The sequence below is a fragment of the Seonamhaeicola sp. S2-3 genome, from assembly GCF_001971785.1.
Lineage (GTDB): Bacteria > Bacteroidota > Bacteroidia > Flavobacteriales > Flavobacteriaceae > Seonamhaeicola.
Genome location: NZ_CP019389.1, coordinates 1,759,427 through 1,784,601, shown reverse-complemented (window position 1 = coordinate 1,784,601; position 25,175 = coordinate 1,759,427). Strand labels below are relative to the sequence as shown.

The window sequence follows — 25,175 nt, the reverse complement described above, 5'->3', positions numbered from 1 at the left end:
AAAATGGAAAATCAAGTCGGGAAAACCAAAGATGTAGGATTTCAATTTGGAATAAGGAAAACCTTTTCTGTTTCGACTGAGAAAGTTTGGGACTTTTTATTTTCCGAGAATGGACTAAAAATTTGGTTAGGCAATTTGAAAAATGAACTTGTAATTAAAAAAGAATACGAAACTGAAAATGGCATAACAGGACTTGTTCGTGTTTTTAAAGCAAATTCCCATATTCGACTGAATTGGAAACCGAAAAATTGGGAAAATATGTCAACAATTCAAATTAGAGTAATTGGAAATCAAGAAAAGACAACAGTTGCAATTCACCACGAGAAATTATTGAATGCTGAACAGAGAGCAGAAATGAAAGAACATTGGAACGGAATAATGAACAAAATAGGAACTGAAATAAAAAAGCCAGCAGGTAACAATGTATATAAAAAATAGGCGATTTAGTGCTGAATTCGAGGAGATTGGCTCGTGTCAAAATTTGTGCATAACCGAAAGTTCCGTGCTTCTTAACCGCCTGCTTTTCATATACTAACCGTTAAGCACAATACGAACAAAAAAAGATTGAATTAAACAACAAAAAATTATGATATGAAATTTACATTTAAAATTTTAATTCTGTTAACCATATTTACATCCTGCTCAAACTCTGATGATGAGAATAATCCAGATTGTACATATACGCCAACTTTATTTACCGAAGAGGCTTCCAATATTACTGAAACTAGCGCAACATTTAGCGGGCAAATAATCGCACCAACTTGCGAAAGCTCAGTTACTTCTCAAGGTTTTGTTTACGCCAAAACAACACTTCCAAAAACTGATGATAACATTATAGAAATTAATGGAGAAAACATTTCATCTGAAGTTACTAATTTGGAAAGAAATACAACATATTATATGAGAACGTTTTTTGTAAATCCAACTGGAGAGTATTACGGAAACGAAATTGAGTTTACAACAGCAATAGGAGAAATTGATATTGTAACAAAAACTATTGAAAATATTACATTAAATAGTGCAACGAGTGGAGGAATAATCAATGATGATGGAGACGGAACAATTACCAGTAAAGGAATTTGCTGGAGTACCTCTCAAAACCCCACAATTGATGATAGTTCAATAGAAGATAATACAAATAACTATAATTATAATTCAGAGATTACAGGTCTACAAGAAAACACTACTTACTATGTAAGGGCTTACGCTATAAATGAAAATGGTATTACGTATGGAAATGAAGAAACTTTTACAACCCAGTCATCTATTTATGAAGTTGAGTTAAATATTACAGGGCATACAAATAGCTGTGGTGTTGAAGCAGAGTATTTTTATTATGAAATTAACTATAATATTGATGATAATGATACAATTTTTGAAGGAGCAGAAGGATTTGAAGGAACATCTTATAGTCATCCTCATTCATCCACTCAAGGATTACAAGAAATAACTATTCAGGATAATTTAGAAATAACAATTCATCTTGGACAATTTAATCCAGATAGTCCAAATGAAGATTTTAAAGGAGCTTATTTAGATAATATGACGTTAGTAATTAGAAATATGGAGAGAGGTGAAGAGGTTTTGAATACCTCATTACCTTCATTATTTATTTGTACTGATGTTGCTTATAAAAATATTATCAATTTTAACCCAGTAGATAGAACCTACACTGTTGACCGATTGACTTATGGATTTTAAAAAAGTACTGTACCTAACAAAGGTAAGCGTTGCGCAACTCGTCATCAGGAATAAATTGATAGTTTTTGAATTATTAGAAATAATTAAAAGCCCAATATATCAATTAGTTATGTTTTACAAAAAATAGCATAACAAATACGTATTGATGGAATTCATGGTTGTGCAACTTTTTTCCATTATTTATGTTTTTTTATTAGTTTATTTTTAAATTTCATCGCAACGAAATCATACACAAAACCGTTGGACAACATACAAAAAGCCCACTACACAAACAGCACATTTGGTTTTGCCGACACGCAATGCCAACGCTAAAAAAGACCAAAAGAGCTATTTTTTGCCAACGCACTGAAAGAAATTGAATAAATGACATTACAAGAATACATTGACAACTTAGACAAAAGATACAAACTCGGAAACGCAACCGAACATACTTTTCGTGACGACTTGCAGCAACTTTTAGAAAGTTTGGTGCCGACCATTAGAGCGACCAACGAACCGAAAAGACAGAGTTGCGGAGCACCTGACTACATTTTGACGAAAAAAGATATTCCTGTTGGATTTATTGAAGCTAAAGACATTGGCGACAAAGACCTTGACGGTACAAAGAAAACAGGAAACAAAGAGCAATTTGACCGCTACAAAGCTTCTCTAAACAATTTGATTTTTACGGACTACATTAACTTTCATCTGTACCAAGATGGCGAATTCATTACCAAAATTGCCATTGCTTATAATCTGAGAAGGCAGTTCAACTTAAAAATAGACCTGAGACCTATATCCAAAAGGCTCAAAGGGCATATCACAGCATTAAAAATACAAACATTGACATGATGGACGTCTTTTGAGCACAAATTAAAACCGTACGATAATTATTTGGCAATATTCACTTTTTAATCTATTTTTAAACTTTAATTGGTAGTTTTGAGACAGACTGCCGTTAGCCACAAGCTAGAAAAATACAATCTGAATTTCTTGCTTTCCAAAATTTGACAAACTATATTTGACAATAATTGTCAAATAATAATTGTCAAATGGAAACAATCGGACAAATTTTACGAAATAAAAGACAAGCTCTCGGACTTCTTTTAAGACAAGTTTCTGCTTATGTCGATATCGATCAAGCTATTTTGAGTAAAATCGAAAGAAATGAGCGAAAACCAACAAAAGAAATGTTGGAGAAACTTGCAGAAATCTTAAAACTTGATAAAGACGAGCTTTTAGTACAATTTATAAGCGATAAAATTGCTTATGAAATAGCAGACGAAGATTGTGCAAGTAAAGTGCTAAAAGTTGCGGAGAAAAAAATCAAATATTTAAAATCACACCCAATACAAAACTAACTATGCAATCATTAACAACTGAAACAGTAAATTTAAGCGTAGTTGAAGAACCTCAATTAGCAGTAAAGTTTTACTCTAAACCAAAAGCCAATAAAAAAGAACAAAAGAGAAAATCAACATTAAATATGCTTTCTTTATTTTCTGGTTGTGGCGGAATGGATTTAGGTTTTGAAGGAGATTTTTCTGTTTTAAAATCATCTGTAAACGAGATTTTAAATCCTGACTTTATAAGTGAAGAACTTGATAATAACTTCGTTAAACTTTCAAAAACACGTTTTAAAACAGTTTTTGCAAATGACATTTTAAAAGATGCACGAAACGCTTGGGTAAACTATTTTTCAAAAAGAGGACACAACGCAGAACTCTACCAAACTGACAGCATTGTTGATTTAGTAAAATTACACCAAAACGGAACAAAGGTTTTTCCGAAAAATATAGACATCGTAACTGGTGGTTTCCCTTGTCAAGATTTTAGTATTGCCGGAAAAAGAAACGGATTTAATTCACATAAAAACCATAAAGGAGAACTAAATACAGAAACTTGTGCAACAGAAGAAACTCGTGGGCAACTTTATATGTGGATGAAACAAGTTATAGAAATAACTCAACCTAAAATTTTTATTGCAGAAAATGTCAAAGGTTTAGTAAATCTTTCAAACGTCAAAGACATTATTCAAAATGATTTCTCTTCAGCTGGAGATAATGGATATTTAGTTTTAAATCCTCGTGTTTTACACGCAGCAGATTATGGTGTTCCGCAATCAAGGGAACGAGTCTTCTTTATTGGTATAAAAAAATCTGCATTAAAAAAATCCGCTCTTGAACAATTAGAAAGAGAATACATTTCAGATAAATACAATCCGTATCCTAGACCAACTCACGCTTACACAACTGACGGAGAAGATTTAAAACGTCATGTAGATTTAAAAGAACTTTTCGTAAATTTAGAAGAGCCTGAAAACTCAAAAGATTTATCTCAAAAATTTTACTCAAAAGCAAAATTTATGGGTAAGCATTGCCAAGGACAAATAGAGATAAAGTTAGATGGAATAAGTCCAACAATTAGGGCAGAACATCACGGAAATATAGAGTTTAGAAGATTATCTAAAAAAAACGGTGGAATTTTAACAGATGAACTTTCTAAAGGGCTGAAGGAAAGGCGTTTGACCCCTAGAGAGTGTGCGCTAATACAAACTTTTCCACCTGATTATGAATTTGTAATACCTAATAAAAACGGTCGTAAAGGTTCCTATTTAGTAAGTCCATCAAAAGCTTATAAAGTAATTGGTAATGCGGTTCCACCACTACTCGCTTACAATTTAGCAAAAAGAATAGAAGATGTTTGGGATTTATATTTTAAAAAATAATGGTAGTATCAGTTAATTCAGAACCACATAAAAGTGAGTTCAACGCTTTATTACATTCTACAATTGAAGAATTAAATATTCACGCAAAGAAATCACCTAAAAAGATTGAACAATTAAAAGGTGCGAAGCTTGAACCTTATGTTAGAGATGTAATGACCGATTTAGCTGTAGGTTCGCAATTTGAAAATTCAATTGAATTAATTGGAGGACAAAAGTTCCCAGACATTGTTGCGAAAAAGTTTTATGGTATAGAAGTCAAAACAACAACTAAAAACCATTGGAAAACAACAGGGAATAGTGTATTAGAATCTACAAGAGTAGATGATGTCGAGCGAATTTTTATGCTTTTCGGTAAACTTGGAAAACCAATTGAATTTAGGTGTCGTGCTTATGAAGAATGTTTATCAGAAGTTGTTGTTACACATTCGCCAAGGTATTTAATCGATATGGACTTGGAGGAGGGAAAAACCATTTTTGACAAAATCAATACACCTTATGATACTTTGCGTCAAAAGAAAAATCCGATTAAGCCAATTACGGACTACTATAAAAGTAAGTTGAAACCTGGTCAAGATTTGTGGTGGATTCAAGACACAGAACAAGCAAGTAATCTTGTTATAAATGTTTGGAACAACTTGAGCTTAAAAGAAAAGCAAGAGATTAAAAACAGAGCAATGGTTTATTTTCCAGAGGTTTTTAGTAATCGTGGAGATAAATTTGCTCGACTTGCAATATGGCTTGTAACACGAGAAGCTATTGTTTGTCCGAATGTAAGAGATTTATTTACTGCTGGTGGAAAAGCAGATTATTTTATTAAAAACAAAACGTATAAAAACATTCCTAGAGTATTTATAAAGTTGTTTGATAATATAGATTCTGTGTTGGAAATTTTGGTTAATACTTCAGCAATCGAATTGTCTGAATATTGGAATGAAAAAACGACAGAAAAGAAAAAGATTATGGATTGGGTTGAGTTGGTTGGAATGAACTCAAAGTCAGTTCAAGGAGCAAAACATTTAGACATAAAACAAATGTTAAAAGAATTAATATTCTGACTGAATAATGCCAACGCTAAAAGCCATACACATTTGTAATTTGCTAAAGCCAACACACAAGCCAAAAATTGCCAAAGAGTATGTCTTTGCCAACGCTGACAGACGGACGAAAAAAAAGTACGATTGCCCAACAATGGCCATACGTAATGCGGGCGGAAGTACTAATATGAAAGTAATTACATTAAATAAACTAACTGCTAAACGGAAAGTGAAGTGCCTTGAAATCCCGCACTACGCATAACCAAGACTTTTGGGCATAAACTAGAAAAACTGAAATGGGAAGGGATATCTCGCCAATAGGAAATCATAAACTGAATACTGAAAGTGTAAAAGAACTTGCAGAAGATATTATATCTCGCATTGATATAAATATTGAATATGGATATTTCGGACAAAAAGAACATTTTAAACTATTAGGAAAAGAAAAAGAAGATGAACTTGTTATCATAGACAAAATTGTAAAGCACAAAGATTTTAAAACGTTTAGGCTTATTGACGATAGTTTCCAACTAAAAGAACTCCATAGTAAGTTTGGAAATGAATTATTCTATAATCCAGACTACTGGATTTATTACGAAGGAAAATTACCCAATGAAGAAACAATATTAGAAGAACAAAAGGAATTAATCCATCCAAACTTCTCATTGAATTCTGATAATGAAAATGGTTGTGACTATTTAACTATAAACAAAGAACATTACTCTAACCATATTCCTTACTATTCAAGGTGGTGGTCGTTTTGTCGTTTTTTTACAGAAAAAAATTATAAAGACAAAAAATACCTTGAAAACTTAAACAATTTTAGAAAATCATTAATGTTTTATACATATAAATTCGGAGGAGATAAAATGTATTATCTAGATGACCAAAGTAATTTTCTTGAAGGAGTTGGACAAGGTTCTGAATGGGAAATGAATTGGAATCATTTCGAAAAGTTTGTTCTAGAAAAGACATCTCATTTAATGTTAGATATTCCAAAATTTATAACAGATAAAAAATATAGGGCTGAATTTCATAAGCTTGATGAATATCCTTTAAGTTTTGTAGATGATTTTAATGATATTAACCAATAAAAACGGTAACCGTTGCACAAGCCCATAATTTATCTTAAAATTATAATTAGAAACTGTCTTTAGAGGCGGTTTCTGTTTTTATAGACTTGTCTTTTTTCCCTGCATATATAAAGATAAGAAATTTGACTTTTTTACACAATTGCATTATAGCTTTTTCTTATCTTGTGCAACAGGTACACCGTGTATAATTAATTGCTTGGTTTTAGCCAATTTACGAAAGTCCTCGCGGATTTTCTATCTAAAGTTATTTAATACAAACTAAAGAAACACGTTGTACGCAATGTCGGAAACAGAACCCTGAATTGAGAACTATGAAAAATATTTTACTGATATTTCTGTTAACAATTTTTAGTTGTTCTGAAAACTCTGAAATAAAACCTTACGTTGATTATTTAAAAAAAATAGAAAAGAAATCTGCAAAAGATTACATCTTACAGCAGTTTAAAAAACATGACATTGTAATTTTGTGTGAAAGAAATCACAGCGAATTTTCTCAATACGAATTAATAAAAGATGTTTTGACTGATGAATATTTTAAAAAAAACGTAAAAAATATCTTTATTGAAAATGGAATTATAAATCTTCAACCAGAAATTACAGAGTTTTTAAAATCAAAAGATTTAGATAGTATTTCCATAGAGAGAAAAATAACTAAATTTCAACAGAATGCAAGCTTTTGGTTCATTTGGGAAAGATATAATTTCAATTATCTTTTAAAAACTATCTACGATGTTAATAACACATCCGAAAATCAAATTTCACTTTACCCTTCCGATTCAGAATTTGACTGGAATAAAGTACATAATGTTGAGGATTACGAAAGAGAGCAAGATTTTGAAATTGAACCAAGAGATAGCATAATTGCTTACAACATTATCAATCAATTTGAAAGTATAGAACCTAAAGCAAAAAAGAAAGCACTAGTTATATTAAACTACCGACACGCATTTAAAATTCACACAATTAGAAGTAATGGAGAACTGCAACAAAACTCTGGTAAATTCCTTTCAGATTATTTCGGTAATCGAGTAGTAAGTATTCTAATAAACTGTCCCATTTTTTCAAGAAAAGAGCAAAAATGGGAATATGAACTCATCCAAAATGGAAAATGGGATGCATCATTCAAAAAGCAGAAAATAGATGATATTGGATTTGATTTTAATAATTCTATTTTCGGAAATGATGACTTTGATATGTGGAATGGAATGGAAGAAGTTAAATATAATGATGTGTTTGATGGTTTTGTTTTTTATAAACCAATAGAGAAGCACAAATTAATAGACAATTTCAATGGTATGATTTCAAAAGATTTTGAGGAAGAAATGTTTAGAAGATTAAAAATACAATCTGAATATTTTGAGAATAACACATTTTTAGAAAAACTCGAAGATGAAGATTTTAAAGAAAATTTTGTGAAAGAACTGAATACCAAGAAAATAAAAAAGTATCCGACATTTGAGAAATTATTAGAGAGTAGAGATAAACATTTAAATGATTAAAACACTGCGTACAACAACGGTAACCGTTGCACAAGCCCATAATGTATCCTAAAATTATAATTAGAAACCTTTTTTAAAGGCGGTTCCACTTCTTACCAAAATATAAACCCATAAAAAAAGTCCTTACATTTTACTGCAAGGACTTATAAATTACTTGTTGGCCTACTAGGGCTCGAACCTAGACTCTTCTGGACCAAAACCAGACGTGTTGCCAGTTACACCATAGGCCATTGTGTAATTGAGGGTGCAAATTTAATACAAAGTTTTTTCTGCACAAACATTTTTTGAAAAAAATAATTCTAAATCCTTAACGTTTACTTAAAAAATCTTGATATAACGTATTTATTACTAAATTCGCCACAGCAAATAAACAATCTATTTTATGTCTAATAATAACTTTAAAAAATGGAATACGCTGTTAGGGTGGTTCTCTTTTTTAGTTGCACTTATAACGTATAGTTTAACAGTTGAGCCCACAGTTAGTTTTTGGGATGCAGGAGAATATATATTAACCTCTTCTAAATTACAAGTTGGGCATCCACCTGGAGCGCCATTATTTCAAATGCTTGGTGCATTTTTCTCAATGTTTACTTTTGGTAACAATGAGCTTATTGGTTGGATGATGAACATGATGAGTGCTGTAGCCAGTGCATTCACTATTCTTTTTATGTTCTGGACAATCACCTTATTACTTAAAAAAATTGTTGGTAGTAGTAAAGATAACCAACCAAAAGCACTAGCCATTCTTGGCAGCGGTTTGGTTGGTAGTTTAGCATTTACCTTTACAGATTCATTTTGGTTTAACGCTGTTGAAACCGAAGTTTATGCCATGGCAACCTTAATTATGTCTATTCTATTTTGGTTAGGGTTACGTTGGGAGCAGGACATGGATAAACCACGTGGCAACCGTTGGCTTATTTTAATTGCCTTTATTATTGGGCTCTCTTTTGGTGTTCACTTTATGGGACTTTTAACCATACCCGCCATTGGGCTTATTTACTACTTTAAAAACTATAAAACCATTACTGTTAAAAACTTTATCATTGCTAATATTGTTTCGGTGGCGGTTTTATTATTTGTATTTAAACTATTAGCTCCTAACATTCTTAAAATATTTAGTGCATCAGAAATATTTTTTGTAAATTCTATTGGATTACCTTTTAACTCGGGCTCTATTATTGCCGGAATTATGCTAGTGGCCATTATCTTTTATGCACTTAAATACACCCGAAAGAAAAACTACACACATTTAAACACCGGTATCTTGTGTTTAACATTCATTATTATAGGGTTTTCCACTTGGTTAATGCTACCCATTAGAGCTAATGCCAATGTAGTTATTAATGAAAATAACCCTTCTAGTGCTAGAGAACTTTTAGCGTATTATAATTTAGAACAATACCCAGAAACACATTTATTTTATGGGCCTCAGTTTACAGATCAATATGCTGCTTTAGATGAAAACAATCCATATAAAGATGACAAGCCTAAATATGAAAAAGATGAAGACAAAGGCAAATATATTATTGTAAACGATTATAAAAACGCAAGGCAAAACTACAACTCTAAACACGCTTCTATTTTACCACGTATGTGGAGTGGTGAACATGCCGAAAATTACATGATGTTTAGTGGTTTTTTAGATTTTAAGCTAAAACCAGAATATCAAATGCAAAATGAGTTGCGTTCTTTGGTTAATAACTTTAAAAAAGATGTCTACGAAGGAAATGTAGATTATGAAGACTACCACAGATTTTTAAAACAATATGGTCCTTCTTATTTTGATATAGAAAAACCTTCTTTAGGTGCCAATCTTGCTTATATGTTTGAATACCAATTAGGCTACATGTATTGGCGTTATTTTATGTGGAATTTTGCAGGTAGACAAGATGATATTCAAGGAAGATATGACAATCATGGTAATTGGATTAGCGGTATTAAATTCCTTGACGAAATGCATTTAGGTTACTCTCAAGACAACTTACCCAGCGATGTTAAAAACAACAAAGCTAGAAACACCTATTATTTGTTACCACTTATCTTAGGACTAATTGGTTTCTTCTTTTTATTTAATAAAGACAAGAAACTGTTTTGGGTTATGTTAGTGTTTTTCCTATTTACAGGACTTGCCATTCAGGTATACACAAACGTACGCCCTTTTGAACCTAGAGAGCGTGACTATTCGGTAGTAGGTTCTTTCTACGTTTTTGCACTATGGATTGGTTTTGGGGTTTATGCCATTTATGACGCACTAAAAAAATATGTCCCCAAAAAGCTAGCGGCACCAGTTATTACTATTGTTTGCTTAATATTAGTTCCAGGCATTTTAGCAGCCAATAATTGGGATGACCATGACCGCTCTGGAAAATACACAGCACAAGCTATGGCTAGAAAATACTTAGACTCTTGTGCAGAAAATGCCATACTTTTTACCATTGGCGATAATGACACCTTTGCGCTTTGGTATGCTCAAGAAATTGAAGGTTATAGGACCGATGTACGTATTGTAAACACCAGTTTATTTCAAACTGATTGGTACATAGACCAAATGAAACGTAAAGCTTATGAAAGTGACCCTATACCATCACAATTAACCCATGATGATTATAAATATGGCACTAATGATTATGTAAGAATAGCACCTATTGCAAAAGACACTATTGAAATTAAAGAAGCTTTAAACTTTATTACAAGCGATAACCCTAAAACTAGGTTTAAATTCTATTTACAACAATTTACAGATGCCGATGTTAATGCATATCCTTCAAGAGAACTTAATGCAAGATATTTACCAACAGAGTATTTAAGACTTCCTGTAAACAAAGAGAATGCATTAAAATATGGTATTGTAAAAGAAGAAGATGCCGATAAAATTGTACCATACATTGATATACATGTAAAAGAAGGAGCACTATATAAAAACCGTTTATTAATGCTAGATATTGTTGCTAATAATGAATGGAAACGCCCTATTTATTTTACAGGCGGTAGCTTTGGCGATGATGATTACATATGGATGAAAGACTACCTACAACTTGACGGCATGTGCTACAAACTAGTGCCCATTAAAACACCTGTTAATAAAGCAAATCCTTTTGATATGGGTAGAGTTGATACCGATATTATGTATGAACAAGTTAAAAATTGGTATTGGGGTAATAGTGGTGCAGACATATACCACGATCCTGAAACTAGAAAAAACTCAATTACTTACAGAGGTAATTTAGCCAGATTAATTGAACAATTAATAAACGAAAACAAATTAGACAAGGCAGAGGAAATAGCAAATATTGCCATGACCAATATGCCCGTTGATTACTATGGGTACTATACTCTTTTAGAACCTTACATTAGCGCTTATTACGAAGTTGGAAACAAAGAAAAAGCCCAACAACTGTACAAAGATGTAGCACAGAAATATCAAGAAAATTTAAAATACTACAGCAGTTTAAAACCAGAAAGCCAAAAACAACTGTTTGAAGATATTTTTACAGATATTGAGCGCTACAAAGCACTAATTGATGTTTTAATTAAATATGATGTTGAATTTGCTGAAACCGAAGGCGATATTTTCAATGATTATTTAAGGATGTTTAAATTATTTTATGGTGATGATGAACCTGAAGAACAACCTATAGATAAAGACATACCCACCACACCCGATAGTATTACAGAAAGCAATTAATAAGGCATGTCCTTAACCCCAATAAAAACACCAGTTATAGCAAAAAGGATGTTCCCAAATTACATTTGGGACATCCCTTCATCAAATAAAACAATATATTTAACTTTTGATGACGGTCCAACCCCAGAAATAACAAATTGGGTTTTAAAAACCTTAAGTGAATATAACGCTAAAGCCACTTTTTTCTGTATTGGGAAAAATATAAAAAACCACCCTAATATTTTTAAAAACATAATAAACCAGGGACATAGCGTTGGGAACCACACTCAAAACCATATGAAAGGTTGGAACACAAAAACTAACGTCTATTTAAAAAACATTGAAGATTGCAAAAAACAGCTTTCTAAATTCCAAGCTAAAAACACTAAACCTACAGCAATACAGCTTTTTAGACCTCCTTACGGAAAAATTAAACTAAAACAAGGAAAACAACTAACAGCGTTAGGTTATAAAATTATAATGTGGGATGTTTTATCTTTTGACTGGGATAAAAACGTTAGTGAAGAAACTTGCTTTAACAACGTAATTTCTAAAGCAAAATCTGGAAGTATTGTTGTATTTCACGACAGTGTAAAAGCATCAAAAAACATGATGTATGCGCTCCCAAAAGTTTTAGATTATTTTAGCAAACTAGATTATACGTTTAAGGCTATATCTTAAACATATTCCTGAATAATATTTATTAAAGTGGTAGCATCTAAATCGCCACTTTGTCGCCATTTCATTTCGCCATCTTTATAAATAATTAATGTAGGAAGTGTTTTTACTCTTAAAGCTTCGGCTAATTCTTCATTTTTATCAACATCAATTTTAATCACTTTAGCTTTATCTCCAAGTGCAGCAGCTACATCTCTTAAAACAAGATGCATATCAGCAGATTGATCATTCCAACTGGTATAAAATTCTAATAAAACTGGAATTTCTACATCTATAAGTTCCCCAAATTTCGACATACTATTTAGTATTAATTGGCATCATGCTGTATTACAAACCTACATATTTTTTTCTTATTTAGTTAATTACTTAAAAATCAACTACAAAATAGTGGTTATCTTCATGACTAATTTATTAAAAAAACACGGAAACAACACAATTTTAAACTGCTTATGCTGTTTTTGTGCCTTTTTTAAGTTCTATTACTGTTATTTCTGGCCAAATACCAACACGTCCTGGAAAAGCTAAATAACCAAATCCACGGTTAACATTAATAAACTGCCCAAGCTCTTCATAAATACCGGCCCAATATTTATAACGCCATTTTACTGGACTCCATTTAAACCAACCAGGTATTTCAATACCAAACTGCATACCGTGGGTATGGCCACTTAATGTTAAGTGGTAATGATAGTCATCGTAAATAACTTCTTTTTCCCAATGTGATGGGTCATGACTCATTAATATTTTAAAATCATCTTTATCAACGGCTGCAGAAGCTTGTTTTAAATCGCCTGCTTTTTTAAATCCGCCAGCACCCCAATTTTCAACACCAATCAAAGCTATACGTTCTCCATTCTTCTCAATAAATCTATGTTCATTTAACAATAAATCGAACCCAACTTCTTTTTGAATTGCTTTTAAATCTTCTAAATTTTTACGCTTCGCTTCTTTTGATTCCCATTTTACATAATCGCCGTAATCATGATTTCCTAATACTGAATACAACCCATCTTTGGCATTAAGTTTATTAAATACATCTACATAAGGTTTCATTTCGTCTGCTTTATTATTTACCATATCGCCTGTAAATAATATTAAATCACTTTGTTGTTCGTTTATTAAATCAACTCCATATTTTACCTTATCCATATTATCAAAGCTTCCAGAATGGATATCACTTATTTGGGTAATCTTATAACCATCAAAAGCCGTGGGTAAATCTTCAAAATGCAAAGTATATTTTAACACCTTGAAATTGTATTTTCCTTTATATATTCCATAAAGAATAGATGCAAACGGAACCGCTGCCAAACCTAAAGCTACTTTAGAAATAAAAGCACGTCTAGAAGGCATGTAATTACCTTTAGCAGCCTCTCCTTCGGTAAAATACCTGTAAATAGCATGTGGTACTCTAAAAATATCTTCGGCAAACATGCTCATTAAAAGAATAATTTTAGGCACCATTAAAGCCACTACAAAACCAAACGCATAGGCATGAGGTGTTCCAAAATCGCTTCTATTTAAATTAAATAACCTAAATACAAAATTACCAAGCACTAGTATTGATAACACCCAATACAAAATATTTAACCATTGATTTTTAGAAATTGTTTTAAACGCTTGGTATGCGTAAACATCAATAATTCCAAAAAGCAGTATAAAAATTATCCAGCGAAGCATGTTTATTTTTTATTCAAAGATAGTAGTAATACAAATTATAACTTAAAAACCTAACTATATTTAACTAATAGTTAAGATTTATATTTAGACGAAAAAAATGTAACTATGTTACAGTTCTGTTTCCGCATAACTTTTTGTAGATTTGATTTCTTATCAAATTTTAAAAAATGTCTGAACAAAAACGCCTTTTTTTAGTAGATGCTTACGCTTTAATTTTTCGTGGTTATTATGCTTTTATAAAGAATCCACGAATCAATTCAAAAGGTGTAGATACCTCGGCCATTATGGGTTTTATGAATTCATTGCTAGATGTTATAAAACGTGAACGTCCAGACCATTTAGCGGTTTGTTTTGATAAAGGTGGAAGTGCCGATAGAGTTGAAATGTTTGAAGCCTATAAAGCTAATAGAGACGAAACACCCGAAGCTATAAAAATAGCAATCCCGTACATTCAAGACATTTTAAAAGCAATGCACATACCCATTATGGTGAAAGAAGGTTATGAAGCCGATGATGTTATAGGAACCCTTTCTAAACAAGCCGAAAAAGAAGGCTATAAAACCTTTATGGTAACGCCCGATAAAGATTTTGCGCAATTGGTATCTGAAAATATTTTTATGTACCGCCCTGTATTTGGCGGGGGTTATGAAACTTGGGGCATTCCAGAGGTTCAGAAAAAATTTGAAGTTGAAGACCCGTTGCAGGTTATTGACTTTTTAGGAATGATGGGAGACTCTAGTGACAATATTCCCGGTCTCCCTGGTGTTGGCGAAAAAACAGCCAAAAAATTCATTAACCAATTTGGTTCTATGGAAGGCTTGCTGGCCAATACAGACCAGCTAAAAGGTAAAATGAAGGAGAAAGTAGAAGCTAATGGCGAATTAGGAATGCTATCAAAAAAACTAGCCACCATTATGCTAGATGTACCCGTAACTTTTAACGCCAAAGATTTTGAATTAGATCATCCTGATGTTGAAAAAGTTAAATCTATTTTTCAAGAATTAGAATTTAGAAGACTAACCGAAAATTTCTTAAAAACCTTTGCCGATGGAGATGCTACCACTAATGTTAGCAATCAAACATCTTCAAAAGAAGATAAAATACCTGTAAAACCAAAACCATCTGCTGGTGCTGGTCAGTTTTCATTATTTGGCAATCCCGAAACAAAAGCCAATGAAACCACCGCAACCCACACAAGAAATACCGCTGAAAACACCTCGCATTTATATCAGTTTATAAATACACCCTTAGCTAAAAAGTTATTTCTTGAAAAGCTAATGCAACAAACTAGCGTTTGTTTTGATACTGAAACTACAGACATAAACCCTATAACTGCCGAATTAGTAGGCATTGCATTCTCTTGGGAAATTGGTAAGGGCTATTACATACCATTTCCAGAAAACAAAACCGAAGCTCAAGAATTAATTGAAGATCTCCGTCCGTTTTTTGAAAGTGAAACCATTGAAAAAATTGGTCAGAATTTAAAATATGACATCAAAGTATTAGCAAAATATAATGTAAATGTAAAAGGCAAACTATTTGACACTATGTTGGCGCATTACCTCATTAATCCAGACATGCGTCATAACATGGATGTACTTGCCGAAACCTATTTAAACTATACGCCTATTTCCATTGTGTCGCTTATTGGAAAAAAAGGTAAGAATCAGTTATCAATGCGCGAAGTTCCTGTAGAAAAACAAACCGAATATGCCGTTGAAGATGCCGATATTACCTTGCAACTAAAAGAGCATTTTCAAAATGAATTAGGTGAAGCCAATACCCAAAAACTATTTGATGAGATAGAAATTCCATTACTTCGTGTATTAGCCGATATGGAATTAGAAGGTATTAACTTAGATAAAGCTTTTTTAAATTCACTAGCTGAAGCCTTAGATAACGACATAAAATTGTTAGAGCAAAAAATTTACGATGCCGCTGGCGAAGAGTTCAATATTGCCTCACCAAAACAAATGGGCATTATTCTATTTGAAAAGTTGAAGCTTGTAGATAAACCTAAAAAAACCAAAACTGGCCAATATTCAACCTCTGAAGATGTATTGAGTTATTTAGCAAAAGACCATGACATTATTAAGAATATTTTAGAATTTAGAGGACTTTCAAAACTAAAAAGCACCTATGTGGATGCGCTTCCAAATCAGGTTGAAGAAAGCACAGGACGCGTACATACCGATTATATGCAAACCGTAGCTGCTACGGGACGATTAAGCAGTAATAACCCTAACCTTCAAAATATTCCGATTAGAACCGAAAGAGGAAGACAGGTTAGAAAAGCCTTTATTCCGCGAAGCGAAGACTACACACTTTTAGCTGCCGATTATTCCCAAATAGAATTGCGCGTAATTGCTGCTTTAAGTAAAGAAGAAAATATGATTGAAGCCTTTAAGAATGGTGAAGACATTCATGCCTCTACCGCTTCAAAAGTATTTAATGTACCTTTAAATGAGGTAACCCGAGAGCAACGTAGTAATGCAAAAACGGTAAACTTTGGAATTATTTATGGGGTGTCTGCCTTTGGATTAAGCAATCAAACCAATTTAACACGTAGCGAATCTAAAGAACTAATAGACACCTACTACGAAACCTACCCAAAACTTAGAGGTTTTATTAGTGACCAAGTGGCATTTGCTAGAGACAATGGCTATGTACAAACCGTGTTAGGGCGCCGCCGTTATTTAAAAGATATTAATTCTAGAAATGCTGTAGTACGTGGTGCTGCCGAAAGAAATGCCGTTAACGCTCCTATACAAGGTAGTGCTGCAGACATTATTAAAATTGCTATGATTAATATTCATAAAAAACTAAATGAAGGCAATTTTAAAACCAAAATGCTCTTACAAGTACATGATGAATTGGTATTTGATGTTTACAAACCTGAACTAGAAAGCATTAAAACCTTAGTAAAAACCGAAATGGAAAATGCCTATAAACTAGAAGTGCCTTTAGATGTTGATTTAGATACTGGTGAAAACTGGCTAGAAGCGCATTAAACATAAATTCTTTTATAAGTTTTGAAGATAGATAAGTTTGTAATTGCTATTATAATTATAGTTATAGCCGCATACATTTATCCAGATTTAGGTAAAGGTGAAAGTGCACAGATTTTAAATACCTTAAGTAGCATTGGCATTTCTTTTATTTTCTTTTTTTACGGACTTAAATTAAGTCCACAACAAATCAAAACTGGCTTAAAAAACTGGAAGTTACACGTATTAATTCAAGCTACAACTTTTATTATTTTCCCTTTAATCGTACTTGCTTATTATCCATTTATAACAGAAGACACTAAAACATTATGGTTGGCTTTTATGTTTTTAGCAGCTTTACCTTCAACTGTATCATCATCAGTAGTGATGGTTTCTATTGCTAAAGGTAATATTCCTGCTGCCATTTTTAATGCTAGTATTTCTGGATTAATTGGTGTGATGCTTACACCATTATGGATTGGCTTTTTTATAACATCTACCGAAACCGATTATAACTTAATAAACATCTATCAAAAATTACTCTTAGAAATTTTAGCACCTGTAATTTTAGGTTTATTATTAAGACGCTTTTTAGGAGATTTTGCATTAAAACACAGTAAAAAAATTACGCTATTTGATAAAAGCGTGATTTTATTGATTATCTATAAAAGCTTTTCAAAATCGTTTTTAGATGGTATATTTAACAACTTAAGCGGTTTAAAATTATTGGTGGTTTTAGCTATTGCAATACTAATATTTTGGATTGTGTTTTTCTTTATTGGCTTTATTGCAAAAAAATTAAACTTTTCTATTGAAGACCGTATTACAGCTCAGTTTTGCGGTACCAAAAAATCTTTAGTACACGGTACTGTATTTTCTAAAATACTGTTTCAAAATGCATCATTTTTAGGTATTATTTTATTACCTATCATGATGTTTCATGCGTTTCAAATTGTAGCTATTAGTGTAATTGCTGCTAAGCATGGTAGAAGATATTAATTGATTATAAATTCTTAAATTGGCAGAAAACAAAATTTTAAATGAACAGTCAACAAAAACAAAAAATAATTGAAAATGCAAAAAGTTTCTTTCGTGCTGAAATTGTTCAAAACCATATAAATAACGCCTGTCAAAGAGCTAGTAAACTATCTTCCTATAACATAAATCCTTTTCTTTATAAGTATTTAGCTAACTTTTTAACGGGTAATGATAAGCCAGAAAGTATAGCTAAGGCATTGGTATTACCTAGAATTTTAGGAACTTCTATAAATACTTCATTTGGAATGAAAATCCAAAGTTTAATTAGTAGCCTATTTGAAGGCTTAGGATCTACAACACAAGGAATAGATATTGAATTTATTGATGAAATTGATAAAAGAAAAAAATACTGCCAATTAAAGGCTGGTCCAAACACAATTAACAAAGATGATGTTGTGACAATAGTTAATCATTTTAATGGTGTTAGAAATTTAGCAAGAACTAATAATCTAAATATTGGCATTAATGACATGATAGTAGGTGTAATATACGGGGATCCAATAGATTTAAGTTCTCATTACAAAAAAATAGAGCAAAACTACCCTGTTATTGTTGGTCAAGATTTTTGGCACAGATTAACTGGTCAAGAAAATTTTTACTTCGAATTAATTGATGCTATTGGTGAAGTAGCTTTAGAAGTTAATGCCACTAAAGTTGTATCTGATACAATTTCAAAATTAGCTGTAGAAATAAAAGCTAAGTTTGATTAATTATTTTGATTTATAATAATCGTTTAAAAATTTAACTAAAGAATAACCTATTTCTTTCCCTAAATTACAAGGAACCGCATTACCAATCTGTTTATATTGCTGCGAGATTGAACCAGCAAATTCCCAGTCATCAGGGAAAGTTTGGATTCTCGCATATTCACGAACAGTAAATGGTCTTGTTTCATCTGGATGACATCTTTCAGTTTGTTTTTGTGCAGGACTACAAGTTAAAGTTAAACTTGGTTCATCCCAACCTATACGCCTAGCCATTCCCGTTTTTCCTCCTCCTAAATAGAAACTTTTACCCATGTATTCTTTTTGAATATCAAGAGGTAAATCTCTCCAATACCCTTTAGGTGGGACTAAATCTAATACAACTTTTTTGCTCTCGGGATATTTTGCTCCATCAGATTTAGGAACATCTGAATCGTATAATTTTCCTTTTTTTAAAGCATCTTTTAAATTGTAGATAGACTGATAAGGTTTAGGGTACTCATATTTTACATCTATGTCTTTTCTAACACCAACTAAAATAAGTCGTTCTCTTTTTTGAGGCACTTTATAATTTATTGCTTTTAAAACTTGTACAGGTACAACATTATAACCTATTTCTTCTAAAATAGACATCATCCCTTTAAGGGTTTTTCCTTTATCATGAGATAGTAATCCTTTCACATTTTCACCTAAGCAAATCAAAGGATTAACTTCTTTAACAACTCTAGCAAACTCATAGAAAAGTGTTCCCCTTGCGTCTTCTAACCCTAATTTTTTTCCAGCATAACTAAATGCTTGGCAAGGAAATCCACCAGTAACAATATCAACTTCGTCTTTAAAATTTTCAAAACTAAAGGATTTAATATCTCCTTCAAGGACATTCCAATTAGGTCTATTTTTTCTTAGTGTTTGACAAGCCCATTTATCAATTTCATTTAAAGCTACACATTTAATTCCTGCTTTTTCTAAGCCTATTGCTAATCCTCCTGCTCCAGCAAATAATTCTAAAACTTTATATTCCTTAATTGGTTTTTCGGAATTATCAACATCTTCATCTAAATTTTCAAACAAGGGCTTGATAAGGTCATTAATATCTTCTTTTTTATAGATACGATAGCCGCTTACAGGCTCTCTTAAAGCTTTTAACTTTCCGTCATTATCCCATCTTCTAAGAGTTTCTTTACTTTTTCCTAAAATTTTAGCAGCTTCTGCTAGCGAATAGCATTCTTTTATAACCATATTACACAACCTTACACAATGGTTACAAATTTAACAAAGAAATGGAAATAAAAAAATAATTTTAAAAACCTACTTTCTACGCTTCTTCCTATACTTCACTTTCTTCTTTCTCTGATTAAAAGGAACCGCATCATCAAAAGTGTGTTTGGGTTTCCTTGGTTTATTTTTACGCCATTTTTCTTCTTTTTTAGGAAGCAAAACATCCAGTAAATCCTGACGACCTAATTTATTTAAGGTATTTCTTATCCACGCTTTGTTTTCATCTTTATACCAAAAGAAAAATCGATGTTGCTCATCTTTTTCTTTTTGTGTTTTAGGAGTTTTCACCTTTTTAAGTGTGTACGGATGGTAACCACTGTAATAAATTACGGTAGCCACCGTCATAGGTGTTGGAGTAAAACCTTGCACTTGCTCTAACTGAAAGCCCATATCTTTAGTTTCGGCAGCTAAATTTGCCATATCTTCGGCTTCGCAAGCAGGATGATTTGAAATGAAATAGGGTATTAACTGTAGTTTTAATTTATGCTTTACATTGATTTTATCGAACCGCTCTTTAAACTTATGAAAATAAGAAAACGATGGTTTGCGCATCAACTTTAAAACGGGATCGCTAGTATGTTCAGGAGCCACTTTAAGTCTACCAGACACGTGTTTGGTCATTACCTCTTCGGTATAATCATCTAACTCTTTTGGGTCTGCATTTTTATTAAACTCGGGCACCAACATATCATGACGAATACCAGAACCAATAAAAGACTTTTTTACTTTAGGATGACTATCAACCGCTTGATATAATTGGGTTAACGGTTTATGTGACGTATCTAAATTACTACATATTACTGGTGAAATACAACTTGGAGCAACGCATTTGTCGCAAATAGATTGCACCTTGCCTTTCATTTTATACATATTAGCACTAGGGCCACCAATATCAGATAAATAACCTTTAAAATCGGGCATATTTGTCACTTGATCCACTTCTTTCAATACCGATTCCTGACTTCTAGATGCAATAAATTTTCCTTGATGAGCAGAAATGGTGCAAAAACTACAACCACCAAAACACCCACGGTGCACGTTAATTGAAAATTTTATCATTTCAAATGCAGGAATAGGACCTCGTTTATTATATTTTGGGTGTGGTAATCTGGTGTAAGGCAAATCAAAAGACGCATCAATTTCGTCTTCAGTCATGGTTGGATAAGGCGGATTAATCATCAACGTTTTATCGCCTACTTTCTGAAAAATGCGTCGTGCATAAAGTTTGTTAGATTCTTGCTCAATAATTTTAAAGTTAGAAGCGTAGGTCTTTTTATCTTTTAAACATGTTTCATGCGAAGCAATTTCAACATCCTCCCAATTACTATTCTTAGGTATTTTAGCATTTTTATCAACCAAAATAGCTGTTTGTTTCACCGTATTTATACTACTAAAAGGTACGCCTTTTTGCAATAACCTAACTACTTCTCGTAATGGCTGTTCTCCCATACCATACACCAACATATCGGCTTTAGAGCTCTCTAAAATAGTAGGCATTAATTTATCGCTCCAATAGTCGTAATGTGTAACACGTCTTAAAGATGCTTCTATACCACCAATTAAAACGGGTACGTCTGGCCATTTTTCTTTTAAAATATTTGAATATACCGTTGTAGCATAGTCTGGTCTAAACCCAATATCACCATTTGGTGTATAAGCATCTTTTTTTCTTCGTCTTTTATTAGCGTTATAATTGCTAATCATTGGATCCATACAGCCACCGGTAACCCCAAAAAACAATTTAGGTGCACCAAGTTTCACAAAATCCTGAAGATTATCATTTACATTAGGTTGGGGCACAATAGCCACCCGTAACCCTAAACTTTCTAACAAACGCCCAATTACAGCATGCCCAAAAGTAGGATGGTCTACATACGCATCTCCACTAAACAGGATAACATCAAGTTCATCCCATCCTCTTATTTTCACCTCTTTGTTTGTGGTAGGCAACCAATTTGAAAGTTTTAACTCTTGCATAGCAGTGCAAAAATAGGCAAATTAAAATGCTTATTAATTAAGTTAAAGATGTTGGTTTTAATAATCCTTCTTTTGTCCCTTTAAAATTAAGCTAAAGAGAAAGAGTAAATAAGTTCAAAAATAAGCTCTTACACTATTTGGTAATCAAATATTTAATCGTAAATTTGCAAACTCTTTTTTAAGAGAGGAATGTTTAATAAATAAAAAAAATTAGTTTGGACACATTAAGCTACAAAACTATTTCAGCCAACAAAGCTACTGCAAACAAACAGTGGGTTTTAGTTGATGCTGAAGGTCAGACGCTTGGTCGTTTAGCTTCTAAAGTTGCAAAACTTTTAAGAGGTAAACACAAGCCAAACTTCACGCCACATGTTGATTGCGGAGATAACGTGATTGTTATTAATGCAGAAAAAATCAACTTAACTGGAAACAAATGGACAGATAAATCATATATCCGTCACACAGGTTACCCAGGTGGTCAAAGAAGTTTAACTGCTACTGAATTGTTTGGAAAAAATCCTGCAAGAATAGTAGAAAAATCAGTAAAAGGAATGTTGCCTAAAAACAAATTAGGAGCAACTTTATTCCGTAACCTTACAGTTGTTGTAGGTTCAGAGCATGCACATGAAGCTCAAAAACCTAAAACAATTAACTTAAACGAATTCAAATAATGGATGTAATTCACAAAATTGGCCGTAGAAAGACGGCTGTTGCTCGTGTTTATGTTGCCCCAGGAAAAGGGAACATAACGGTGAACAAAAAAGACTTAGCAGATTACTTTACTACTGCAACATTACAGTATAAAGTAAATCAACCTTTAGCTTTGACTAACAATGATGGCAACTTTGATATTACAGTAAATGTATATGGAGGTGGCATTACAGGTCAAGCCGAAGCTGTACGTTTAGCAATATCTCGTGCTTTATGTGAAGTGGATGCTGAGAACAGAGCAATTTTAAAACCAGAAGGTTTATTAACTAGAGACCCAAGAATGGTAGAGCGTAAAAAATTCGGTCAGAAGAAAGCGCGTAAGAAATTCCAGTTCTCTAAACGTTAATACCACCTTGAACTTGTTTCAGAATTTATATGCTATAAATCTGAAACGGGTTCAATTTTAATTAAAAAGTTTCTGAAAAAATTTCAGAATAAAACAAAAACCAGTTATTGTTGTCCTAGTCTTAACAGACAGGAATTAGTTTAGCATCTAAATGATTAAGGCGATTTATTAATTATAAAGACCACTTAATCATTGCTAATTCAACAGAACGTAAACTATTACAAAAATGGCAGTAGAAGTAAAAGAATTACTTGAAGCAGGTGTACATTTCGGGCACCTTACACGTAAGTGGGATCCAAACATGGCTCCTTACGTTTATATGGAGCGAAACGGTATCCATATTATTAACCTTTACAAAACAGCAGCTAAAATTGATGAAGCCGGAGCAGCATTATCTAAAATTGCAGCCTCTGGTAGAAAAATTTTATTCGTAGCTACAAAAAAACAAGCTAAGGATATTGTTGCTGAAAAAGCAGGCTCTATTAACATGCCTTACATTACTGAAAGATGGCCAGGAGGTATGTTAACTAACTTTGTTACTATTAGAAAAGCTGTTAAAAAAATGGCTTCAATTGATAGAATGAAGAAAGACGGAACTTTTAACACACTTTCTAAAAAAGAACGTTTACAAGTAGACCGTTTAAGAGCTAAGTTAGAAAAAAACTTAGGTTCTATTAGTGATATGACACGTTTACCAGGAGCATTATTTGTTGTTGATATTAAGCGTGAACACATTGCTATTAAAGAAGCTCAAAAATTAAACATTCCAATATTTGCAATGGTAGATACCAACTCAGACCCACGTCAAGTTGATTATGTAATTCCAGCAAATGATGATGCTTCTAAATCAATTGATAAAATATTATCATACGTAACAGATGCAATTGCTAGTGGTTTAGCAGAGCGTAAAGCAGAAAAAGAAGCTGCTGCTGCTCAAAAAGCAGCTCCTAAAGCAGAAGCTGCCCCAGCTAAAAAAGTAGTTGCTGAAGAAGAAGAATAAATAACATAAACACAACACAAATAAGTCGTTTAATTCTTTTCTTTGCTGAAAATTGATTAAGCGACTTTTTTAAATAATAATAACTATGAGTACTACAGTAAAAATTACAGCGGCTGAAGTAAATAAATTAAGAAAAGCAACTGGCGCAGGAATGATGGACTGCAAAAAAGCTTTAGTTGAAGCCGAAGGAGATTTTGATAAAGCTATTGAAGTTTTACGTAAAAAAGGACAAAAAGTTGCTGCAAAAAGAGCAGACCGTGAATCTAGTGAAGGTGCAGCTGTTGCAAAAGTAAATGCAGATAATACTGCTGGTGTTGCTATTGTATTAGGTTGTGAAACAGACTTTGTTGGGAAAAACGAAAACTTTTTAGCCTTAGCAAACCAATTAGGAGAAATTGCCTTAAACTGTGCTACTAAAGAAGAATTTTTAGCTGCTGATTTTGGAGGTATTTCTGTTGCCGAAAAATTAGTTGAACAAACTGGTGTAATTGGTGAGAAATTAGATATTAAAGCTTTTGAAAAAATAGAAGCAGCTTATGTTGGTTCTTACGTTCATATTAACAAAATTGCTGCTATTGTTGGTTTTTCTAGTGTTGTAGATAACATTGAAACTTTAGCTAAAGATGTTGCAATGCAAATTGCATCAATGGGAGCTACAACATTATCATACAAAGATTTTGACCCTGCATATGTTGCATCTGAAACTGAAGCAAGAATTGCAGTTATTGAAAAAGACAACGAAGAATTAGAGCGTTTAGGAAAAACACTTAAAAATGTGCCAAAATACATTTCTATGTCTCAATTAACTCCTGAAGTTTTAGCTCAAGCTGAAGAAGATGCCAAAGCAGAATTAAAAGCTGAAGGTAAACCAGAGCAAATTTGGGATAGAATTTTACCAGGTAAAATGCAACGTTTTATTTCTGATAATACAACTTTAGACCAAGAACAATGTTTATTAAACCAAAACTTTATTAAAGATGAAAAAGTTACGGTTGAAAAATATGTTTCTTCTTATGGTGAAGTTGAAATTACAGGTTTTAAACGTGTTACTTTAGGATAGTAATAATATCTTTATAT

General features: G+C 32.4%; 21 protein-coding genes and 1 tRNA gene. 17 read left to right on the top strand and 5 right to left on the bottom strand.

Features of this window, described 5'->3' with window-relative positions:
• Positions 1-3 precede the first annotated feature (3 nt).
• The 8 genes from BWZ22_RS08220 to BWZ22_RS08180 all read left to right on the top strand — a co-directional run bounded on the left by BWZ22_RS08220 (position 4) and on the right by BWZ22_RS08180 (position 8,035).
• Positions 4-438, top strand: a complete 435-nt coding sequence (locus BWZ22_RS08220) for an SRPBCC domain-containing protein (RefSeq protein WP_076702375.1) — start codon at positions 4-6, stop codon at positions 436-438.
• Positions 439-591: 153 nt separating this feature from the next.
• Positions 592-1,701, top strand: coding sequence for a hypothetical protein (locus BWZ22_RS08215; RefSeq protein WP_076699248.1), 1,110 nt, complete (start codon positions 592-594; stop codon positions 1,699-1,701).
• A gap of 363 nt (positions 1,702-2,064) precedes the next feature.
• Positions 2,065-2,532, top strand: coding sequence for a hypothetical protein (locus BWZ22_RS08210; RefSeq protein ID WP_232225249.1), 468 nt, complete (start codon positions 2,065-2,067; stop codon positions 2,530-2,532).
• Between the two features lie 200 nt (positions 2,533-2,732).
• A complete protein-coding gene (locus tag BWZ22_RS08205) occupies positions 2,733-3,041 on the top strand; it encodes a helix-turn-helix domain-containing protein (protein ID WP_076699247.1) in 309 nt (102 codons plus the stop codon).
• A gap of 2 nt (positions 3,042-3,043) precedes the next feature.
• A complete protein-coding gene (locus tag BWZ22_RS08200; RefSeq protein ID WP_083692241.1) occupies positions 3,044-4,408 on the top strand; it encodes a DNA cytosine methyltransferase in 1,365 nt (454 codons plus the stop codon).
• Positions 4,408-5,463: a hypothetical protein gene (locus BWZ22_RS08195; RefSeq protein WP_076699245.1), complete on the top strand. Its 1,056-nt coding sequence runs from the start codon at positions 4,408-4,410 to the stop codon at positions 5,461-5,463. Before BWZ22_RS08200 ends, BWZ22_RS08195 begins: the two co-directional genes overlap by 1 nt.
• Positions 5,464-5,738: 275 nt before the next feature.
• Positions 5,739-6,536 (top strand): hypothetical protein, encoded by a 798-nt coding sequence (locus BWZ22_RS08185; protein ID WP_076699241.1) that lies wholly within the window; start codon positions 5,739-5,741, stop codon positions 6,534-6,536.
• A 311-nt stretch (positions 6,537-6,847) separates the two neighbouring features.
• The gene (locus BWZ22_RS08180) at positions 6,848-8,035 is read left to right on the top strand and encodes a hypothetical protein (protein WP_076699240.1); all 1,188 of its coding nucleotides are present in this window, start codon (positions 6,848-6,850) and stop codon (positions 8,033-8,035) included.
• Positions 8,036-8,192: 157 nt separating this feature from the next.
• Here BWZ22_RS08180 and BWZ22_RS08175 read toward each other — a convergent pair.
• Positions 8,193-8,265: transfer RNA gene (locus tag BWZ22_RS08175), tRNA-Gln, on the bottom strand.
• A 152-nt stretch (positions 8,266-8,417) separates the two neighbouring features.
• Between BWZ22_RS08175 and BWZ22_RS08170 the strand changes: the two genes are divergently transcribed.
• Together BWZ22_RS08170 and BWZ22_RS08165 are read left to right on the top strand one after the other, a co-directional pair.
• On the top strand, positions 8,418-11,720 hold the full coding sequence (locus tag BWZ22_RS08170; protein WP_076699238.1) for a DUF2723 domain-containing protein: 3,303 nt from the start codon (positions 8,418-8,420) through the stop codon (positions 11,718-11,720).
• 6 nt (positions 11,721-11,726) lie between these two features.
• Complete coding sequence (locus BWZ22_RS08165) at positions 11,727-12,380, top strand: polysaccharide deacetylase family protein (RefSeq protein ID WP_076699237.1); 654 nt, start codon at positions 11,727-11,729, stop codon at positions 12,378-12,380.
• On the opposite strand, the gene BWZ22_RS08160 is transcribed toward BWZ22_RS08165, so the two are convergent.
• Positions 12,377-12,673, bottom strand: coding sequence for a co-chaperone YbbN (locus tag BWZ22_RS08160; RefSeq protein ID WP_076699235.1), 297 nt, complete (start codon positions 12,671-12,673; stop codon positions 12,377-12,379). The two genes, BWZ22_RS08165 and BWZ22_RS08160, sit on opposite strands and share 4 nt — an antisense overlap.
• Positions 12,674-12,824: 151 nt before the next feature.
• Positions 12,825-14,057 carry a metallophosphoesterase gene (locus BWZ22_RS08155; RefSeq protein WP_076699233.1) on the bottom strand — a complete coding sequence of 411 codons (1,233 nt, stop codon included), beginning with the start codon at positions 14,055-14,057 and terminating at the stop codon, positions 12,825-12,827.
• Between the two features lie 167 nt (positions 14,058-14,224).
• Here BWZ22_RS08155 and polA point away from each other — a divergent pair, with 167 nt between their 5' ends.
• Genes polA through BWZ22_RS08140 form a run of 3 tightly spaced genes read left to right on the top strand, consistent with a single transcriptional unit; the run spans position 14,225 to position 18,792 of the window.
• The gene (polA, locus tag BWZ22_RS08150; RefSeq protein WP_076699232.1) at positions 14,225-17,068 is read left to right on the top strand and encodes a DNA polymerase I; all 2,844 of its coding nucleotides are present in this window, start codon (positions 14,225-14,227) and stop codon (positions 17,066-17,068) included.
• Between the two features lie 21 nt (positions 17,069-17,089).
• Positions 17,090-18,043: a bile acid:sodium symporter family protein gene (locus tag BWZ22_RS08145; RefSeq protein ID WP_076699230.1), complete on the top strand. Its 954-nt coding sequence runs from the start codon at positions 17,090-17,092 to the stop codon at positions 18,041-18,043.
• 41 nt (positions 18,044-18,084) lie between these two features.
• Positions 18,085-18,792: a PmeII family type II restriction endonuclease gene (locus BWZ22_RS08140; RefSeq protein WP_076699229.1), complete on the top strand. Its 708-nt coding sequence runs from the start codon at positions 18,085-18,087 to the stop codon at positions 18,790-18,792.
• Here the strand turns inward: BWZ22_RS08140 and dcm are convergent, their stop codons facing one another.
• Together dcm and BWZ22_RS08130 are read right to left on the bottom strand one after the other, a co-directional pair.
• Complete coding sequence (dcm, locus tag BWZ22_RS08135; RefSeq protein ID WP_076699227.1) at positions 18,793-20,025, bottom strand: DNA (cytosine-5-)-methyltransferase; 1,233 nt, start codon at positions 20,023-20,025, stop codon at positions 18,793-18,795.
• 69 nt (positions 20,026-20,094) lie between these two features.
• A complete protein-coding gene (locus tag BWZ22_RS08130; protein WP_076699226.1) occupies positions 20,095-22,041 on the bottom strand; it encodes a YgiQ family radical SAM protein in 1,947 nt (648 codons plus the stop codon).
• A gap of 215 nt (positions 22,042-22,256) precedes the next feature.
• Here BWZ22_RS08130 and rplM point away from each other — a divergent pair, with 215 nt between their 5' ends.
• The 4 genes from rplM to tsf all read left to right on the top strand — a co-directional run bounded on the left by rplM (position 22,257) and on the right by tsf (position 25,158).
• A complete protein-coding gene (rplM, locus tag BWZ22_RS08125) occupies positions 22,257-22,712 on the top strand; it encodes a 50S ribosomal protein L13 (protein ID WP_076699224.1) in 456 nt (151 codons plus the stop codon).
• Entirely contained in the window at positions 22,712-23,098 is a 387-nt protein-coding gene (rpsI, locus tag BWZ22_RS08120; protein ID WP_076699223.1) for a 30S ribosomal protein S9, read from the top strand. Before rplM ends, rpsI begins: the two co-directional genes overlap by 1 nt.
• Positions 23,099-23,324: 226 nt before the next feature.
• Entirely contained in the window at positions 23,325-24,098 is a 774-nt protein-coding gene (gene rpsB / locus BWZ22_RS08115) for a 30S ribosomal protein S2 (RefSeq protein ID WP_076699221.1), read from the top strand.
• Positions 24,099-24,183: 85 nt separating this feature from the next.
• Positions 24,184-25,158, top strand: a complete 975-nt coding sequence (tsf, locus tag BWZ22_RS08110; RefSeq protein WP_076699220.1) for a translation elongation factor Ts — start codon at positions 24,184-24,186, stop codon at positions 25,156-25,158.
• Positions 25,159-25,175: the final 17 nt, after the last annotated feature.

Coding starts and splice junctions, on each gene's coding strand:
- polA (WP_076699232.1), top strand. CDS start 14,225: ATGTCTGAACAAAAACGCCTTTTTTTAGTAGATGCTTACGCTTTAATT.
- BWZ22_RS08155 (WP_076699233.1), bottom strand. CDS start 14,057: ATGCTTCGCTGGATAATTTTTATACTGCTTTTTGGAATTATTGATGTT.
- tsf (WP_076699220.1), top strand. CDS start 24,184: ATGAGTACTACAGTAAAAATTACAGCGGCTGAAGTAAATAAATTAAGA.
- BWZ22_RS08210 (WP_232225249.1), top strand. CDS start 2,065: ATGACATTACAAGAATACATTGACAACTTAGACAAAAGATACAAACTC.
- BWZ22_RS08220 (WP_076702375.1), top strand. CDS start 4: ATGGAAAATCAAGTCGGGAAAACCAAAGATGTAGGATTTCAATTTGGA.
- BWZ22_RS08165 (WP_076699237.1), top strand. CDS start 11,727: ATGTCCTTAACCCCAATAAAAACACCAGTTATAGCAAAAAGGATGTTC.
- BWZ22_RS08195 (WP_076699245.1), top strand. CDS start 4,408: ATGGTAGTATCAGTTAATTCAGAACCACATAAAAGTGAGTTCAACGCT.
- BWZ22_RS08205 (WP_076699247.1), top strand. CDS start 2,733: ATGGAAACAATCGGACAAATTTTACGAAATAAAAGACAAGCTCTCGGA.
- BWZ22_RS08200 (WP_083692241.1), top strand. CDS start 3,044: ATGCAATCATTAACAACTGAAACAGTAAATTTAAGCGTAGTTGAAGAA.
- dcm (WP_076699227.1), bottom strand. CDS start 20,025: ATGGTTATAAAAGAATGCTATTCGCTAGCAGAAGCTGCTAAAATTTTA.
- rpsB (WP_076699221.1), top strand. CDS start 23,325: ATGGCAGTAGAAGTAAAAGAATTACTTGAAGCAGGTGTACATTTCGGG.
- BWZ22_RS08130 (WP_076699226.1), bottom strand. CDS start 22,041: ATGCAAGAGTTAAAACTTTCAAATTGGTTGCCTACCACAAACAAAGAG.
- rpsI (WP_076699223.1), top strand. CDS start 22,712: ATGGATGTAATTCACAAAATTGGCCGTAGAAAGACGGCTGTTGCTCGT.
- BWZ22_RS08185 (WP_076699241.1), top strand. CDS start 5,739: ATGGGAAGGGATATCTCGCCAATAGGAAATCATAAACTGAATACTGAA.
- BWZ22_RS08215 (WP_076699248.1), top strand. CDS start 592: ATGAAATTTACATTTAAAATTTTAATTCTGTTAACCATATTTACATCC.
- BWZ22_RS08170 (WP_076699238.1), top strand. CDS start 8,418: ATGTCTAATAATAACTTTAAAAAATGGAATACGCTGTTAGGGTGGTTC.
- BWZ22_RS08160 (WP_076699235.1), bottom strand. CDS start 12,673: ATGTCGAAATTTGGGGAACTTATAGATGTAGAAATTCCAGTTTTATTA.
- BWZ22_RS08180 (WP_076699240.1), top strand. CDS start 6,848: ATGAAAAATATTTTACTGATATTTCTGTTAACAATTTTTAGTTGTTCT.
- BWZ22_RS08140 (WP_076699229.1), top strand. CDS start 18,085: ATGAACAGTCAACAAAAACAAAAAATAATTGAAAATGCAAAAAGTTTC.